The following is a 16,296-nucleotide window of genomic DNA, read 5'->3' as shown; positions in this document are numbered from 1 at the left end:
CCCTCAGCCTCGGGTGAGCTTCTTGTAGGTGGCACGGTGCGGACGGGTCGCGTCCGGGCCGAGCCGCTCGACCTTGTTCTTCTCGTAGGACTCGAAGTTGCCCTCGAACCAGAACCACTTCGAGTCGCCCTCGTACGCCAGGATGTGCGTGGCCACTCGGTCCAGGAACCAGCGGTCGTGGGAGACGACCACGGCCGCACCGGGGAACTCCAGCAGTGCGTTCTCCAGCGAACCCAAGGTCTCGACGTCGAGGTCGTTGGTGGGTTCGTCGAGGAGCAGCAGGTTGCCGCCCTGCTTGAGGGTGAGCGCGAGGTTCAGACGGTTGCGCTCACCGCCGGAGAGGACCCCGGCCGGCTTCTGCTGGTCCGGGCCCTTGAAGCCGAAGGCGCTGACGTAGGCGCGGGACGGCATCTCGACCTGGCCGACGTTGATGTAGTCCAGCTCGTCCGACACGACCGCCCAGAGGGTCTTCTTGGGGTCGATGTTGGCGCGGCCCTGGTCGACGTAGGAGATCTTGACGGTCTCGCCGACCTTGATCTCGCCGGAGTCCGGCTTCTCCAGGCCCTGGATCATCTTGAAGAGCGTGGTCTTGCCGGCGCCGTTGGGGCCGATGATGCCCACGATGCCGTTGCGCGGCAGCGTGAAGGACAGGTCGTCGATGAGGACCTTGTCGCCGAACGCCTTCGAGAGGTTGTTGACCTCGACCACGATCGAGCCCAGGCGCGGGCCCGGCGGGATCTGGATCTCCTCGAAGTCGAGCTTGCGCATCTTGTCGGCCTCGGCCGCCATCTCCTCGTAGCGGGCGAGGCGGGCCTTGGACTTGGCCTGGCGGCCCTTGGCGTTGGAGCGGACCCACTCCAGCTCTTCCTTGAGGCGCTTGGCGCGCTTCTCGTCCTTCTTGCCCTCGACCTTGAGGCGCTCGGCCTTCTTCTCCAGGTAGGTGGAGTAGTTGCCCTCGTACGGGTGCGCGCGGCCGCGGTCGAGCTCGAGGATCCACTCGGCGACGTTGTCGAGGAAGTAACGGTCGTGGGTGACCGCCACGACGGCGCCCTTGTACTGGGCCAGGTGCTGCTCCAGCCAGTTCACGGACTCGGCGTCGAGGTGGTTGGTGGGCTCGTCGAGGAGCAGCAGGTCGGGGGCCTCGAGCAGCAGCTTGCAGAGGGCCACGCGACGCTTCTCACCACCGGAGAGGTTGGTGACCGGCCAGTCGCCGGGCGGGCAGCCCAGGGCGTCCATGGCCTGCTCCAGCTGGGCGTCGAGGTCCCACGCGTTCGCGTGGTCCAGGTCGTCCTGGAGCTTGCCCATCTCCTCCATCAGCTCGTCGGTGTAGTTCGTCGCCATTTCCTCGGCGATCGCGTTGAACCGGTTGAGCTTCTGCTTGATCGGGCCGACGCCGTCCTCGACGTTCTCCAGGACCGTCTTGGACTCGTCGAGCTTCGGCTCCTGCATGAGGATGCCGACCGTGTAGCCCGGGGAGAGGTAGGCGTCGCCGTTGGACGGCTGCTCGATGCCCGCCATGATCTTGAGCACGGTGGACTTACCGGCACCGTTCGGACCGACCACACCGATCTTCGCGCCGGGCAGGAAGTTCAGGAAGACGTCGTCAAGGATGACCTTGTCGCCGTGTGCCTTGCGCGTCTTGCGCATGGTGTAAATGAACTCAGCCAAGAGAAACCGTCCGGCAGATCGATGGGTGGGCAGATACACCCCATCTTGCCTGACGTCCATCCCCCGGGGGAAACCCGTATGGTCCCGGCGCCTCCTCGGCCCGGTCCTGAAACGGTCCCCGGAGCCAGGCGCCGCACGGCAGGATGGCTCCGACCAGGACGGCCGGGGGGCCGCGCCGCGGCAGGGGGAACAGCATGGACAGCGGGCTGATCGCGCTCGGCGCGGCGGTGGTCGGTGTGGCCGGGACACTGCTGGCGACGGTGCTCTCGCAGCGGATGCTGGCGCGGGTGCAGGCTGCGCAGTTCGAGCGGGAGCAGCAGGTCGACCGCACGCGATGGCAGCGCGAGCAGGAGCTGGCCGAGCTGGCCCGCAGACGGGACTGCTACACGGCGGCGAACGCCACCTTCCGCCGCTACCGGATCGCCGTCATGGACTTCCTGTGGCTCGTCCACAAGAACGAGGCCACCCCCGAGTACCGGGCGGCCCTGGAGGAGGCGAGGAACGGCTACCAGGTCTCCTTCGCGGAGGCGCAGATGGTCGCTTCCGCCCCGGTGCTGGCGGAGCTGGACCTGATGACCCAGAAAATGGCCAGCGCCTACGCCCGGACGGTTCGGCTGGCGGACGGTCACCCGGAGCCCGACGGATCGTTCGAGGAGATCCACGCCAGGCTCATAGCGATCACGGAGCGCTGGATGGAGATGCGGCACACCATGCGGGCGGACCTGGGTGTGGGATGGCGTGCGGGTCCCGGGGAGTCGGGCCGCGCCGCCCCCCGCCCCCTCCCGGGGGCGGAGGCGGGCCCGAGCTGACGGCCGGGGTTCCGCCCGTCAGCGGGGCCGGTAGACCGTGAGGGCGTCCGGGAGGTCGTCCAGGACCAGGGCGGTGGGGGCCTGGGCGTACTCGCCGTCGTAGGCGAGCGGGGTGCCGGCGGGGATGTCGCTCACGCGCAGGCTGCGCAGCCTGGTGGCGACGTGGACCGGGGAGCGGGTCAGCGGGCCCGCGAAGGCGGCGGCGAGCAGGCGGGGGCCGGGGCGGCCGCCGCCGTGGACCAGGCGTACGTCGAGCAGGCCCTCGCCGAGGCTCTTGCGGGAGCGGGGCGCCGGGCCCGTGCCCTGGTAGGTGCCGTTGCCCGCGAAGAGCAGCCAGACGCTGCGCGGCTTCCCGGCGAGCTTGAGCCGGACCGGGCGCTCCGCCCGCAGCACCCGGTACGCCGCCAGCAGGGCGGCGGGGCCGCCGCCGATCCGGGGGGCCCAGCGGAGCCGGTGGCCGAGCAGCTCCGGGTAGGCCCCGATGCTGAAGTTGTTCAGGAAGTACCCGGCCCTGGTGTCCTCGGGGTCCTGCCCCGGACCCGGGGTGAAGCGGCCGACGCCGATGTGGACCGCGTGACCGGCGGCCACGGCCCTGCAGGTGTCCTCGGCTCCGGCGAGGCCGAGGTCGAGCGCGAAGTGGTTGAGCGTGCCGCCGGGGAACACCGCCAGCGGAATCCCGGCGCGCAGCGCGGCGGTGGCGGCGGCGTTGACCGTGCCGTCGCCGCCGCACACCCCGAGGACGGTGGCCCGCTCGGCGGCCGAAGCCAGTTCGGCGGCGAGCTCCGGGCCCTCGCACAGGACGAGCTCGGCCTTCGGCAGCCGCTCGCGCAGCAGTTCGTCGAGGCCCGTCGTCGTCGCCGTGCCCGACCCGGTGTTGACCACCACCGTGAGCCCGGCCCCGTCGGGCAGCGCGGGCGCCCCCGCGGCGGTCCGCTCGTCGCCCGGTGTGATCCGGGCCTCCACGGCGTCCCGGGTGAGGCGGCGCACGACGAGCCCGGCCGCCACGCCGAGCGCCGCCCCCGCGAGCACGTCGGAGGGGTAGTGGACCCCGGTGTACACGCGGGAGAAGGCGACGGAGACGGCGACGGGGGCCAGGGCCGCGCCCAGGAGCGGTGACTCCAGCGCCACTCCGGAGGTGAAGGCGAACGCCGACGCGGCGTGCCCCGAGGGGAAGGAGGTGGTGCGCGGCTGCGTGGTGAGCTGCCGCGCGGCGGGCACCCCGTCCAGCACCGGGCGCGGTCTGCGCACGGACCATTTGCCGACGGTGTTGATGGTCGCCGAGGCCAGTGCCAGCGACGCGGCCCCGCGTACGGCTGCCTTGCGGGCCCCGGCCGAGCCGAGGACGGCGATCGCCGCGGCGGCCCCGCCCCACAGCAGCCCGTGGTTCGCGGCCCGGCCGAGCCGCGGCAGCACCCGGTCGGCCCCGGGCCAGTGCCGCCGGGCCACCACGTCGAACAGTCGTCGGTCGCCTCGTGCGACCGCACCCCGCCAGGTCAGTTCTTGATCAGCCACCTTTTGCCTCTACCCGGCCCCCCGAATCCGAATCAGCCCCCGGCCCGCTCCTACTCCGGGTCGGACGTCCGGTCCGGGGCGGGGCCGTCCTCCAGGGGGCGCTTGCGCAGGAGGAGGACGACCAGGCCGCCCAGGACGACCAGGCCCACCGCCAGGGAGGCGATCACCGGGGTGGCCGCCGAGCTGCCGCTGGCGGCCAGCCGCTCCTCGGAGCTGTCCGAGTCCACGGGCGAGACGGATTCCGACAGCGCGCCCATCGCGGTCACGGCCCCGCCCGACGCCGCCGCCGCGTCGTCGGCAGCCTGGGCGGCGGGGAGCCGCGGCCACGTCGCCTTCGCCGTGGCCACCGCCGCGGACTCGCTGGAGCCGGCCACGATCTGGACCTGCGTCGGGACCCCGCTGGTGAAGACCCGCCCGACCGGCACGCGGGTGGAACCGCGGAGGGTGATCTCGGCGCTGCCGTCCGGCGTGCCCTCCGGCACCTCGAAGAACAGCTTCCCCCCGTTGACCGCGGAGCTGACCGGCAGGCCCTGGGCGTCCACCACCCGCACCCCCATGGCCGCGGCCGCCGCGTCCGGGGTCACGCTCACGCTCTGCGCACCCGTCCGCACGGTGACCGGCCCGATCCGGGTGCCCAGCGGCCCCGACACCTCGCCCGGATCCACCGCGAGTGACGCCGGCGGTTCGGGCAGCCGCCGGGCCTCCCGCTGGAGGTAGTCGGCCAGCTTCTCCGCCTGCGGGTCGACGGCCTCCACCCATGCGCCCTCGGCCAGGCGCCAGATGGCCACCTGGGTCCCGGCCGCCGCGCTCTCCGCGGTGAGCGCGGCGGCTCCGGCCGCCTTGGCGAGTCCGGCCAGATCGTTCAGCTGGGGGTAGGAGTGCTCCAGCACCCAGCGGATCCGGCCCGCCTCGCCGTTCCCGGCGAGCGGCGTGCCGCTCCACCCGATCTCCGTGAACCGGGCCTGGGGCTGCGCATCGCCCGCGACGCCGACTCCGTACGTCTGGAGCATGCCGCCGCCGTCGACCCGCATCTCGTACAGTCCCGCCGGGATCTGCCGCGCGGTCCCGTCCGTGCCGCGCAGGAGGGCCTGTCCGTACGTCTTCAGCCCGTCCAGGACGGCGCTCGCTCCCTCCGGCGTCCGGGGTGCGGCCGGGCCGGCGTCGGCGGCCGCGATCGCACCCGGTGCCCCGGCCAGCGCGGCGGCGAGCAGGGCCACCGCGATCGGCCGCCGCACGGAGCCCCGTATGGCCGCGGCGGACGTGGGGCGCGTCGTCGGCGCGTCGGCCTGCCCGGCAGGGGGAAGCGGAGCGCCGCCAGGAGTGCCGACAGGAGCCATGCCCATGGCAGCGGTCGGAGCGGAGGGTGTGGGAACGGCAATCGACACAGTCTTCCCCTTCGGGCCGAAGGCCCAGGTGCCCGTGAGTACCGGGGAATCCTAGCCTCCTCGAACACTCAGACCACCGCCGCCTTCTGAGGGGCCATCAGCGGCACGTCCGTCCTGACCACCCGCCGGAAGGCCGCGGTGCCGCGGTTGAGGTCGTGCCCGATGGCGGTCGCGTCGATGTCGGCCGAGAACCACCGGTTGCCCTCCCCGTCGGGCGGGTCCTCCCGCACCCTCAGCCGTCCGTGGACCACGAGCGGTTCACCGACGGAGACGGACCCGGCGAGGTTCACGGCGAGGCCGCGCCGGGCCCACACGGTGTAGAAGCTGGTGGGCGCGTCCGCCCAGGTCTCCTTCTTCCGGTCGTAGTACCTCGGGGTGACCGCGAAGCGGAACCGGGCCGCCGGGCCGCTCGCGGTGTCCTTGTAGTCGATCTGCGTGGCCACGTAGCCCACGAGCGTCACCTGGGTGTCGTTCATCCCGGCCGTCCTTCCGGGGTCCGGCGGCGCGCTCGACGGCGCACTGCTGCGACCCGCATTCCGTACCCGCACGGCCCATCCGCGCGGGGTACGACCATGCTGGCCCGGACGGCCGGAACCCGTCGGTGCCTGTGGACTACTGACGGCTTGTGGACAACTTCGCCACCGTCGCGTACTGCTCGCGCACTTCCCGGTAGCGCAGCAGCTCCGCCGCGACCGGCTCCAGCACCCGGGCCCGGCCGCAGCCGGCCGCCGCCTCGCGCAGCCGCCGCTCCGCGTCCTGCCCGTAGCGTCGCGCCGGACCCCTGGCCCCGATCGAACAGGCCCACTCCACGAGGGGGCCGCCGATGATGCCGGCCACCATCAGCAGGACCGGCGGCATCAGGCTCGGCGCCAGCACCCCGGCGATCTGCCCGACCAGCCACAGCCCGCCGTAGATCTGGAGCAGGGTCATGGCGGCCTGGGCCAGGACGGCCGCCGGCCACCACGAGGGCCGCGGCGGGCGGGCGCTGGGCGCCGCGACGGCCGGCCCGAGGGTCACCGCGATCTCGTCCAGCGCCTGGGGGAGCCCTTCGGCGCCGCGGACCGCGGTCTCCCGTACGGCCTGCGCCCAGGGGTCGGGAAGGCCTCGGACCGCCTCGTCGGCGACGGTCCGTACGGCCTGTTCCACCCGCTGGCGGGCCGTCACCTCCTCCTCGACCGGCACCTGGGACGCCGCCGGGGAACGCCCGATCGCCGCCAGGGCGGCGAGGCCGGCCAGCGAGCTCGGGGAGCGCCTGCTCTCGTACCACCGCCACAGGCGCAGCCACGGGGTGCCGCAGGCCTTCCCGGCGTTGCGCCGCCAGGCCCGCTCGGCGGCGAGGCCGGCCGCGTACGCCCCGACCGCCTCTGCGAGCCGGTCCTCGAACTCGGCGCGCGCGGTCTCCCCGATCTCCGGCCCGGCGTGGCCGTCGGCCACGTAGAGCGGCCGCAGGCGGGCCGCGGCCTTGTCGACATCGGCGGAGATGCGGCGGGTCGCGGCGCCCTTCTCCTGGGTGAACTGTCCGAGCATCTCGCGCAGTTCCCCGACGCCTTCACCCGTAAGGGCGGAAAGTCCGATGACCGTGGCCCCCGGCTCGCCGTGCTCGCCGAGTGCGATCCCGTCGTCGTCGAGGAGCCGGCGCAGGTCGTCCAGTACGAGGTCGGCGGCTTCTCCCGGCAGCCGGTCCACCTGGTTGAGCACGACGAAGGTCACCTCGGCGTGCCCGGCCAGCGGGCGCAGGTACCGCTCGTGGAGGACGGCGTCCGCGTACTTCTCGGGGTCCACCACCCACACCACCGCGTCGACCAGCGCCAGTACCCGGTCGACGTGGTCGCGGTGGGCGCCGACGGCCGAGTCCAGGTCGGGCAGGTCGACGAGGACCATGCCGCGCAGCACCTCGGCCTCCGAGGTCTCGCGGGGGCGGCGGCGCAGCCGTCCGGGGATCTCCAGCCGGTCCAGCAGGCCCGCGGCGCCGTCGGACCAGCTGCACGCGATGGGTGCGGCGGTCGTCGGCCTGCGCAGCCCGGTCTCGGAGATCTGCACTCCGGCGAGTGAGTTGAAGAGCGTGGACTTGCCGCTTCCGGTGGCTCCGGCGATGGCGACGACCGTGTGCTGCGCCGACAGGCCGCGGCGCGCGGCCGCCTCGTCCAGGACGCGTCCGGCTTCGGCGAGGGTCTTTCCGTCGAGGATCCTGGTCCGGGACAGCCCGATGAGCTGGCGCAGCGCGTCGAGGCGGACCCGCAGGGCCTGCGCCTCGGGGCTGAGCGGGGGCGCGGGGGCCTTGCCGCCGTCGCTTCCGGCGCCGGAAACCGCCCGTACGAGTGCTTCGTCGCCTTCCTCGTCACCGCTCGCGGGCCAGTCGTCCTCGCTGGTCCGGGGGCGCGAGCGGGCGATCAGTCCGTCGTCCCAGCGGTCGTCGGTGCGGTCGGTCAGGGCGGTCACCGCGTCACCTCTCCTTCTGCAGTACGGACAGCGCGGCGATCAGCTCGGCCTGGGGTTCGGGACTCACTTCGAGCGCTTCGATCGGGGCGAGGCGGCGGTCGCGTTCGGCGCGCAGCACCTGGTCGAGGTGCTCGGCGACGAGCTCGCCGCCCCGGTCGCGCAGGCGTACGGCGGCCTGTACTCCGATCCGCTCGGCGAGCTTCTCCCCGGCCGGGCGGGCCCGCTTGCCGCCGAGGAGCGCCGCGACCAGCAGGGCGGCGACCCCGTCGGGGTCGGGCGCGGGCTGCTTGTCGAGCTGCGCCACCTCTTCCTCGGCGAGTTCCTCCAGCACGCGCCGCCAGCGGCGTACGGCCATGCCGATACGTTCCGCCGCCTCCCGGTCGGGAGCCGGCAGGGACACCGCACCGGCGGCGGGCTCGCGCCGCCAGGCCTCCGCGATGCGTTCGTCGGCGGCGGCGACGGCGCACTGGAGCAGCGCCGAGAGGGATTCCGCGAGGGAGTCGAGCAGTTCGTCGGCGCTGGTGTCGAGCGGGTAGCCGCGCCAGCGGGTCAGCGCGTCCCCGGCGAGTACGGCGCCCCGGTCCAGGCGGCCGCGGACCCGCTTGCCCTCCCGCTTGTAGGCGTCCTCGACGGCGAACGTCAGCCGTACGGCGGCGGCGTGCTGGGCCGCGACGGCCGAGGCGAGCTCCGGCATGCGGCGCCCGAGGGAGTCGAGCGCGCCGAGCGCGGTGCGCCCGACGGCGTACTGGCGGGCGGCCGGATCCTGCGCGTGGTGCGCGAGCCAGGCGAACAGCGGGGCCACGGCGCTGGCGGGCAGCAGCCCGCCCCCGCCGGCCGATTCGGGCAGCTCGGGCACCGTGAAGCGGGGCACCTCGCCGAGCCCGGCGCGTGTGAGCAGGGCCCCGTACTGGCGGGAGACCTCGGCGAGCACCTGGTGCGGGACCCGGTCGAGGACGGTGACGAGGGTGGCCTTGTACTGCTTGGCGGTGCGCAGGAGGTGCCAGGGCACGGCGTCGGCGTACCGCGAGGCGGTGGTGACCATGACCCAGACGTCCGCGGCGCAGATGAGCTGGGCGGCGAGGGTGCGGTTGTCGACCACCAGGGAGTCGATGTCGGGGGCGTCGAGGATGGCGAGGCCGCGGGGCAGGGTGGAGACCGTCTCGATCCGCACCTCGCGGGGGGTGGGCGGGTGCCCGCGCCCGTGCCGGTCGCCCGGCCGGTGCGCGGACTTGCGGGCGGGGACGGGGGTGTCCTCGTCGTCCTGGGGGGCCCAGACCCGCATCAGATCGGGCAGCACCCGCACCCCGGCGAACCAGTGGTGGTCATCCGGATGGCAGACGAGAACGGGGGTGCGCGTCGTGGGCCGGAGCACTCCGGCTTCACTCACCTGGCGCCCCACGAGGGAGTTGACGAGCGTGGACTTACCGGCCCCGGTGGACCCGCCGACGACGGCGAGCAGCGGCGCCTCCGGCGCCTTCAGCCGGGGTACGAGGTAGTCGTCGAGCTGCGCCAGCAGCTCCGCTCTGGTCTGGCGGGCGCGCGGGGCGCCGGGCAGGGGCAGCGGCAGACGCACGGACGCGACCCGGTCGCGCAGGGCGGACAGGGCATCGAGCAGCTGAGGCCGAACATCCAAGGTCACCACATGCGAAGAATGCCCAATTTAGGAGCATTTTTGAAGCTTATACGTCCTCTGCGCGCCGAGCGCTACTCCAGCGGCACATCCCGGACACACCGGACGAGTGGGGCGCAGGCATAACGAGTGCACAACACCCAGGGCGCCACGGCGCAAAAGCGGTGCGAGAATCGCACCTGCCTGCGATTATCGGGACCGCTTCACCGAACCTCCACATCGTGGCACGCGAGTGAAGCAACCGGGACAAGGCAACCGGAGCCCTATCCTTGACCCGGCACGGACCACAGCCCCACCCCCATCCAGGGGCTCCAGGCCACCACGGCCACCTTCCGGCCCCCGTAGCTCAGTGGATAGAGCAGGTGCCTTCTAAGCACTTGGCCGCAGGTTCGAGTCCTGCCGGGGGCACTCCTCCCATCCGTCCCTCAGCCCTCCCTCCCGGGAGGGCTTTTCCGCAGGTGAGCGGCACCTTAATCCGGCCGTCGTAGCGGCTGCGTAAGGTCCGGACCTGCGACGCGGGTCCGGCGGACTACTCGAAGGCCCTGACGGCCTGGTAGTAGGTCCACGCGGTGCCCTCGCACGAGGCCCTGCGCGCACCCGAGTAGCGGGCGCAGACCCGCTTCAGGTCGGCGTGGAACATCTCGTCCAGCCGGGGCTTGGCCGCCCGGAACTCCCCCGCCGCCTTGTAGTTGCGGTAGCCGAAGTCGTGGCGGGCGCAGGCCGTCCGGAAGGGGAACCCGAAGGGGTTGTCCGGGGACGTGGTGCAGTAGTCCGTGGACCAGTCGAAGCCGTACGGCTCCCACGCGGGCCGGTTGCCGCGCGCGGCGGTCCAGGCGTCCTGGCTGGCCGCGCTCGGCTGCGTCCAGCCGCTCAGGACCTGCGGCTTGTCCAGCGGAACCAGCGGAACCGGCGGGGCCTGGTGAGCTGCGAACGCCGTTGGTGCGAGGGCCAGTACGCCGGCCAGGGCGACGGAGACGAGAGCGGACAGGCGGGCTCCGGTCCGGGTGGGGGCGGGGGCGGCGGGGGCCGGGGCGGTGGGGGTGGCGGGGTGGGGCACGCGTCCTCTAACGAGGGGCGCCATCACGGGTGTCGGGGTGGCGGGTGCGGGCGCCCGGTATCCGTCTCAGGGGGGATCCGGGGGCCGCTGGAGGCCCGGCCGATGGCCGACAGAGGCACTGGCAGGTGTCGGACGGTGGTCCCGACGGGACTCAGGTATGAGCCGATGTCACCCTTCCGGCAGAGATTCGGTTCAGCCTCGAGAGGGACGCGGTCTACGGACGCCGCCGCGAATACTCGTAGACATGAACCGCCGCCCTCTCGTCATCGCCGCCGCCACCGTGGGAGTCCTCGCCACCGCAGCCTTCGCGCTGCCCAACCTCCCGCCCAACCCCCTGACCGACACGATCAACGACCGGGTGTTCAAGGAGAAGGGCATGCGCTTCGCTACGGCCGCCGACGCTCCGACGCGTGCGGAGGGGCGCGGGGCGGCGGCGCGCGGGGAGGCGACGTGGGTGCTGCCGCGCTGGGTACCGAAGGACGCGACCGACGTGCGAATAAAGGCCCGCACCGACGGCAAGGCTCGGCTGCTCCGCTTCACGCTGGGCGCGACCCCGCTGGACGGCCCGCAGTGCTCGGCGGGCACGCCCGGCAAGCACGCCGGGACGGCGCTGGAGGCCAAGTGGTGGCCGGCGGGCACCAGGGCCGAGGAGCGGCCCGAGTGCCGCGGCGAGTTCCAGTACCAGGTCACGGTGCGCGGCAAGGAGGTCTACGCCTGGACCGACGGCACGCCGTCTCCAGGAGCGGGGGCGCAGGACGGCATCCCGGTCCGGCAGGTGTCGGCCACGGCCCCCTGACCCGGGCCCGCCCGGCGGGTTCAGCGGCGTGTACGCAGCTCGCGGGCCGTCGCGAGTTCCGTGAGTCCGGCCCAGTGGGGGCGAAGCCAGTCCTCCGGTGAGGCGGCCGTGGGCAGGCCCGGCGGCAGGCTGTCGTGGAAGGCGGCCGTCTCCGGTTCGACGGCCCGGTGGTGTGTCAGGATCTGCGGTTCCCCGGAGCACTCCGAGGCCAGTGCAACGCTCCGCAGGAACATGGCATTGGCCACCAGCAGCCAGTGCGGCCGGCCCGGGTCGGCCTCGGATCCGGCGCCGTTGCCGCTCGACAGCGCCCACGGGTCCGGCGCGAGGTACCGGACCCGCCCCACGCCGGTGAACTCGGCTGCGGCCGCGCACATCGAGCACGGCTCCTGAGTGCTCCACAGCGTCGCCGTGCCCAGGTCCCAGCCCGTGCGGGCGGCCCCCAGCGCGTTCATCTCGGCGTGGGCCAGGGGTGTGCCGCGCAGCGGCCCGACGCCGGGGCCGTCCTCGTAGGCCTCGTTGCGCCCTTCGGCGACCGGCTCCCCGCCGGCGTCCGTCAGCACCGCTCCGACCGCCAACCCCCCGGCTGCGAGCGCCTCGTAGGCAAGGCCAAGCGCCCTGCGCAGCGGCCGCGGCGCAGCCCGCCACTCCGCATCAAAGCCATGCTCCCCGTTGACCATCGAGCCATTATCACCACCGCCCCCAACCCCAACCCCGGCACCACCCGCCACGCCCTCCTCACTACTCCTCGGCCATCCCGGCACCGCTCTCGCCACCGCTCCCCCACCGCGGTGGAAACCGCGGTCGGCGCCGCGCCCGGCAGCGCTATCGTCGCCGCCATGGATATCCGTCCCGCACGCACCGTCGCCGAACTCCAGGCCGCTGAAGCCCTCTTCGACGGGCCCGCCCGTGCGGACTGGTCGGAGCGGTTCCTCGCCTCACCGGGGCACCTGATGCTGATCGCCTACGTCGACGGCGTACCCGTCGGCATGGTCTCCGGCGTCGAGATGGTCCACCCCGACAAGGGCACCGAGATGTGCCTCTACGAGCTCTCCGTGGACGAGGCCCACCGCCGGCGCGGCCTCGGCCGGGCCCTGACCGAGGCACTCGCCACCGAGGCGGAGTCGCGGGGCTGCTACGGCATGTGGGTGGGCGTCGACACCGACAACGAAGCCGCGCTGGCCACGTACGGGGCGGCCGGCGCCCGCGACGAGGGCGTCTTCAGGATGCTCGGCTGGCCCGTGGCCCGCTAGCTTGATCTTTGGCCTCTGGGCCGTTGGTCAGCTGCTGAGCCGAATTGAGTGGAGGTGACCGCAGGTCGCGTAGGACCATGTCCGCATGCGCCTGGTAGCTGACGGAGCCACGCCGATCTCGCGGTTGGTGCTGGTGAATGACGTCGAGACCCATGACGGATACGCCTTCGAACTGGCGAGTCCGCTCTTCCTGGCCGCCGGTGACCGAATCGCCTTCGAGGACGGCATGCTTCTTGTCGTGCGGGCAGGCGGAGCGCGGCTGTCGCCGGCCGGTGACTGGTCCACTCGTTGCGGACCTGGATCTCTGCGCCGCCGGTAGAAGCCGCACCTCGTCGCCCGAAGCGCGGCCTCGAGCCTCTGGTGTGCGCTCCCGATGTGCCGGACGCAGGCCGCGCGACGCCCGGCGCACGCTCTCACCGCACCCGGGGTCTGACAGCAGCGTTCGGTGCCGTCCTCCACAGGGCCCGGACCGGCTGAGCACGGACCGGGCGGGCACAGGTCCCGCGGGTACCGATCGGACGGGTGCAGACCAGGCGGACGCGGACCCTGCGGGCGCAGGTCCGGCGGGTGGGGGCCGGGCGGGGTGGATCGTGGCGGGGGAAACCTCTCCGGGTGGGGGCGCCCCCGGGGGCGGCGTGTCGTGGGGCCAGTCGGCGCACCCTCCGCGCGGGCCGGGCGTGCCTCGCCGAGCATCGGCGGCATGACCGCATTCACCGCGCTGCTCCCGGCCGCCGCCCTGCTGGCGGCGGCCACCGCACTGCCGCCGCACTCCGCACACGCCGCAGCCGCCGCCTCCGACGCCCCCACCGCCCCCTACGTCGTCGTCCTCAAGGACGGCCTCACCCGTGCCTCCGCGGCCGCCGCCACCCGCGCCTTCGCCGCCGAGGCCGAGGCCTCCGGCGACACCGTCGGGGAGGTCTACGACACCGCCCTGAGCGGTTTCGCCGTCCGCACCACCGCCGCCCGGGCCGCCGAACTCGCCGCCGATCCCCGGGTGGCCTCCGTGGAGCCCGACGCGGTCTTCCGGATCAGCGACACCCCCACCGGCAGCGCCCCGACCGGCAGCGCCCCTCTCGTCCAGACCCCCGCGCCCTGGTCGCTGGACCGGCTCGACCAGAGCGAGTTGCCCCTCGACGGCTCGTACGCGTACCCGGCCAAGGCCGAGGGGATCACCGCGTACATCGTGGACACCGGGATCAACACCCTGCACCAGGAGTTCGCCGGCCGGGCCCGCTGGGGCGCCAACGCGGTGTTCATGGAAGGCGCCACGGACTGCAACGGCCACGGCACGCACGTCGCGGGGACCGTCGGCGGAGCAACCTACGGGGTGGCCAAGGGGGTTTCGCTCGTCGCCGTGAAGGTGGCCGACTGCCGCGGGGACGCGACCCTGTCGGCCATCACGCGGGGCATCGACTGGCTGGTGAAGGACGCCCTCAAGTCACCCGCCACCCCGGCCGTGGCCAACATGAGCCTGGGCGGCGGCTACAGCTTCGCGCTCAACCGGGCGGTGACGCGGGCGATCGCGTCGGGGATCACCTTCGCCGTGGCGGCGGGCAACTCGGCCGAGAACGCCTGCACCGGCTCCCCCTCCGGTGTGCCGCAGGCGCTCACGGTGGGCGCGACGGACGCACAGGACCGGCGGGCCTCCTTCTCCAACTACGGCGCCTGCGTCGATCTTTCCGCCCCCGGCGTCGCCGTCGCCTCCGCCTGGAAGGGCTCCGCCACGGCCCTCGCCCGCGCCTCCGGCACCTCGATGGCGTCCCCGCACGTGGCGGGCGCGGCCGCGCTGGTGCTCGCGCGGGGCCTGGCGGCCGGCGGCCCGCGCCAGACGCCGGCCCAGGTGGCCGAAGTCCTCGTACGGGACTCCGTGCGGGACCGGATCACCGCCCTGCCGGCCGGGACTCCGAACCTGTTGCTGCACGTCCCGACCGACAAGCAGCCCGCCAAGCAGCCGGCCGAACAGCCCGACAAGCAGCCCGCCGAGAAGCCCGCCGCGCAACCCGATCAGCAGCCCGCTGAACAGCCCGCCACGCAACCCGATCAGCAGCCCGCCGAGTAGCCCCTACGGGACCTCCGCCGGCGGCGGCACCCCGCCCCGGCGGACCTCCCGCAGACCCCACCCGCCCCACCCGCACTGCACACCGGGCAACAGGTATCCGGCCCTCCGCTCGCCCCGGTCTGATGGCACATCAATTTCTGTGTGCTTCGGGCGAAAGCAAGTCATTGACTTCTCCATCCCGCGACGCGTCAATATCGGCCACCGCACCGGCTCGACCTCCCCCACACAGCGGGTGGGGGGAGGGTTCGTATGACGAAGGAGTCGCGACCCAGTGAGTACAACGTTTCGACGAAGAGTTCTGGCCGGGGCCGGCGCTCTGTCCCTGGCCGTGACGGGCGCCGTGGTGGGCCTGTCGGGCACCGCGCAGGCCGCGACCAAGACGACGCCCGTCCAGATGGACTGCGTCGCACCCGCGCCCCAGCCGGGTGGTTCGGGCTCCCAGCCCTACACGATCACGCTGCCCGACGGCGCCAAGGCCGGCGACGTGGTCCCGATCACCATCGACCCGGGTCCGAGTCCCGTGATCCCGGGCTTCGCGGTGACGACCACCAACGTCTCCAAGATCACCCTGAAGGTCGGCTCGACCCTCCAGACGGTGGTCAGCCCGCCCGAGACGGTCAACGTGCAGCCCGGCGTGCCCCTCGACCCCGCCGGCTTCTCCGGAACCATCAAGATCCCGGACGGCAGCGAGGGCACCACCGTGCAGGTGGCCCTGGACCTGGCGGTGACCGACGCGAGCCTCATGGGCTCGGTCTTCACCACCACCTGCACCCCGAACCCGCGCCCGAGCGCCTCGCTCGGCTCGGTGGCGGTGGAGGCGCTGCCCAAGGACCCGGTCACGACCAAGCTGACGCCCAACAGCGGCAAGGCCGGTACCGCGGTCGTCGTCACGGGCGCCAACTTCCCGGCCGGCGCGGTCACCTGTTCCGCGCTGAAGGCCGGTGTCGCCACGGGTGACACCGGTGCCGGTACGGCCACCGCGGCAGGCGCCGCGACCTGCAACATCACCGTCACCCAGGCGGCCGACGAGATCAGGATCGACGGCTCGATCACCCCGTACAAGGCCTTCGTCTTCGTCGTCGACCAGCCCGGTGTGAAGAACCCGGTCGACGTGGAGGTGCTGCCCGGCCCGCTGGCCATCGGCCCGCAGGCGGGCAACCCGGCGGTCGACTTCGGCAAGGTCACCATCAACGGCAAGTCCCAGTCGGTCGTCGGCCAGTTCACCGCGATGGCCGTCCAGGACTTCCGCGGCGGGACCCTCGGCTGGGACGTCTCGGCGACCCGCACGCCGTTCCTGAACGAGGTCACCGGACACTCCATGGCCAAGGCGCAGATCGGCATCCAGCCGACCTGCAAGGTGACCAACGCGGAGAGCCCGAGCACCTGCGCCGCCGGCGCGCCGGGCGCGATCTCCGACGTCCCGATGAAGATCGCCTCCCAGGCGGTGGGCGGCGAGGAACTGACCGGCGGTGAGTTCGAGATCGGCGGCGCCGGAATGATCCAGCTCCCGGCGTTCATGTTCGCGGACACCTACCAGTCGGTCGTCACCTTCTCGATCGCCTGACCCGTACGACCCCGCTCCACCCGGGTGGTGGGGGGGGGCCGGGGCCCCCCCCCCCCCCCCCCCCCCCCCCCCCCCACAAACCCCCCCCCCCCCCCCCCCCCCCCCCCCCCCCCCCCAAAAAAAAACT

Annotated in this window: 14 protein-coding genes and 1 tRNA gene; 7 read left to right on the top strand and 8 right to left on the bottom strand. The window is 73.3% G+C overall.

Annotation, left to right across the window (positions count from 1 at the left end):
- Positions 1-3: 3 nt before the first annotated feature.
- Entirely contained in the window at positions 4-1,668 is a 1,665-nt protein-coding gene (gene ettA / locus ACZ60J_RS35680; protein WP_469688340.1) for an energy-dependent translational throttle protein EttA, read from the bottom strand.
- 194 nt (positions 1,669-1,862) lie between these two features.
- On the opposite strand from ettA, the gene ACZ60J_RS35675 reads away from it, so the two are divergent.
- Positions 1,863-2,477: a hypothetical protein gene (locus ACZ60J_RS35675; protein ID WP_469688339.1), complete on the top strand. Its 615-nt coding sequence runs from the start codon at positions 1,863-1,865 to the stop codon at positions 2,475-2,477.
- 18 nt (positions 2,478-2,495) lie between these two features.
- On the opposite strand, the gene ACZ60J_RS35670 is transcribed toward ACZ60J_RS35675, so the two are convergent.
- From ACZ60J_RS35670 to ACZ60J_RS35650, 5 genes are all read right to left on the bottom strand, one after another.
- Positions 2,496-3,989 (bottom strand): phosphatase PAP2 family protein, encoded by a 1,494-nt coding sequence (locus ACZ60J_RS35670; RefSeq protein ID WP_469688338.1) that lies wholly within the window; start codon positions 3,987-3,989, stop codon positions 2,496-2,498.
- 50 nt (positions 3,990-4,039) lie between these two features.
- Complete coding sequence (locus tag ACZ60J_RS35665; RefSeq protein WP_469688337.1) at positions 4,040-5,224, bottom strand: thioester domain-containing protein; 1,185 nt, start codon at positions 5,222-5,224, stop codon at positions 4,040-4,042.
- Positions 5,225-5,442: 218 nt separating this feature from the next.
- Positions 5,443-5,850 (bottom strand): single-stranded DNA-binding protein, encoded by a 408-nt coding sequence (locus tag ACZ60J_RS35660; RefSeq protein ID WP_407839135.1) that lies wholly within the window; start codon positions 5,848-5,850, stop codon positions 5,443-5,445.
- A gap of 136 nt (positions 5,851-5,986) precedes the next feature.
- Positions 5,987-7,813, bottom strand: a complete 1,827-nt coding sequence (locus tag ACZ60J_RS35655; RefSeq protein WP_469688336.1) for a GTPase — start codon at positions 7,811-7,813, stop codon at positions 5,987-5,989.
- 4 nt (positions 7,814-7,817) lie between these two features.
- On the bottom strand, positions 7,818-9,446 hold the full coding sequence (locus ACZ60J_RS35650) for a dynamin family protein (protein ID WP_469688335.1): 1,629 nt from the start codon (positions 9,444-9,446) through the stop codon (positions 7,818-7,820).
- A gap of 332 nt (positions 9,447-9,778) precedes the next feature.
- Between ACZ60J_RS35650 and ACZ60J_RS35645 the strand changes: the two genes are divergently transcribed.
- Positions 9,779-9,851: transfer RNA gene (locus ACZ60J_RS35645), tRNA-Arg, on the top strand.
- Positions 9,852-9,972: 121 nt separating this feature from the next.
- Here ACZ60J_RS35645 and ACZ60J_RS35640 read toward each other — a convergent pair.
- Entirely contained in the window at positions 9,973-10,431 is a 459-nt protein-coding gene (locus tag ACZ60J_RS35640; protein WP_469688484.1) for a phospholipase, read from the bottom strand.
- A 313-nt stretch (positions 10,432-10,744) separates the two neighbouring features.
- On the opposite strand from ACZ60J_RS35640, the gene ACZ60J_RS35635 reads away from it, so the two are divergent.
- Positions 10,745-11,296 (top strand): hypothetical protein, encoded by a 552-nt coding sequence (locus ACZ60J_RS35635; protein ID WP_469688334.1) that lies wholly within the window; start codon positions 10,745-10,747, stop codon positions 11,294-11,296.
- 20 nt (positions 11,297-11,316) lie between these two features.
- On the opposite strand, the gene ACZ60J_RS35630 is transcribed toward ACZ60J_RS35635, so the two are convergent.
- On the bottom strand, positions 11,317-11,973 hold the full coding sequence (locus tag ACZ60J_RS35630) for a nucleoside deaminase (RefSeq protein ID WP_469688333.1): 657 nt from the start codon (positions 11,971-11,973) through the stop codon (positions 11,317-11,319).
- A 159-nt stretch (positions 11,974-12,132) separates the two neighbouring features.
- On the opposite strand from ACZ60J_RS35630, the gene ACZ60J_RS35625 reads away from it, so the two are divergent.
- From ACZ60J_RS35625 to ACZ60J_RS35610, 4 genes are all read left to right on the top strand, one after another.
- A complete protein-coding gene (locus ACZ60J_RS35625) occupies positions 12,133-12,546 on the top strand; it encodes a GNAT family N-acetyltransferase (RefSeq protein WP_469688332.1) in 414 nt (137 codons plus the stop codon).
- An 85-nt stretch (positions 12,547-12,631) separates the two neighbouring features.
- Positions 12,632-12,865 (top strand): hypothetical protein, encoded by a 234-nt coding sequence (locus tag ACZ60J_RS35620; protein ID WP_469688331.1) that lies wholly within the window; start codon positions 12,632-12,634, stop codon positions 12,863-12,865.
- Positions 12,866-13,246: 381 nt separating this feature from the next.
- Positions 13,247-14,605 carry a S8 family peptidase gene (locus ACZ60J_RS35615; protein ID WP_469688330.1) on the top strand — a complete coding sequence of 453 codons (1,359 nt, stop codon included), beginning with the start codon at positions 13,247-13,249 and terminating at the stop codon, positions 14,603-14,605.
- A 271-nt stretch (positions 14,606-14,876) separates the two neighbouring features.
- Entirely contained in the window at positions 14,877-16,169 is a 1,293-nt protein-coding gene (locus ACZ60J_RS35610; RefSeq protein ID WP_469688329.1) for a hypothetical protein, read from the top strand.
- The last annotated feature ends 127 nt before the right edge of the window (positions 16,170-16,296 follow it).

Source organism: Streptomyces sp. NPDC104226, assembly GCF_055584085.1.
This window is presented reverse-complemented; position numbering and strand designations above follow the sequence as displayed.

What these genes read in the sequence shown, in the direction of transcription:
- ACZ60J_RS35635 (WP_469688334.1), top strand. Translation starts at nt 10,745, where the DNA reads ATGAACCGCCGCCCTCTCGTCATCGCCGCCGCCACCGTGGGAGTCCTC.
- ACZ60J_RS35675 (WP_469688339.1), top strand. Translation starts at nt 1,863, where the DNA reads ATGGACAGCGGGCTGATCGCGCTCGGCGCGGCGGTGGTCGGTGTGGCC.
- ACZ60J_RS35615 (WP_469688330.1), top strand. Translation starts at nt 13,247, where the DNA reads ATGACCGCATTCACCGCGCTGCTCCCGGCCGCCGCCCTGCTGGCGGCG.
- ACZ60J_RS35630 (WP_469688333.1), bottom strand. Translation starts at nt 11,973, where the DNA reads ATGGTCAACGGGGAGCATGGCTTTGATGCGGAGTGGCGGGCTGCGCCG.
- ACZ60J_RS35625 (WP_469688332.1), top strand. Translation starts at nt 12,133, where the DNA reads ATGGATATCCGTCCCGCACGCACCGTCGCCGAACTCCAGGCCGCTGAA.
- ACZ60J_RS35660 (WP_407839135.1), bottom strand. Translation starts at nt 5,850, where the DNA reads ATGAACGACACCCAGGTGACGCTCGTGGGCTACGTGGCCACGCAGATC.
- ACZ60J_RS35620 (WP_469688331.1), top strand. Translation starts at nt 12,632, where the DNA reads ATGCGCCTGGTAGCTGACGGAGCCACGCCGATCTCGCGGTTGGTGCTG.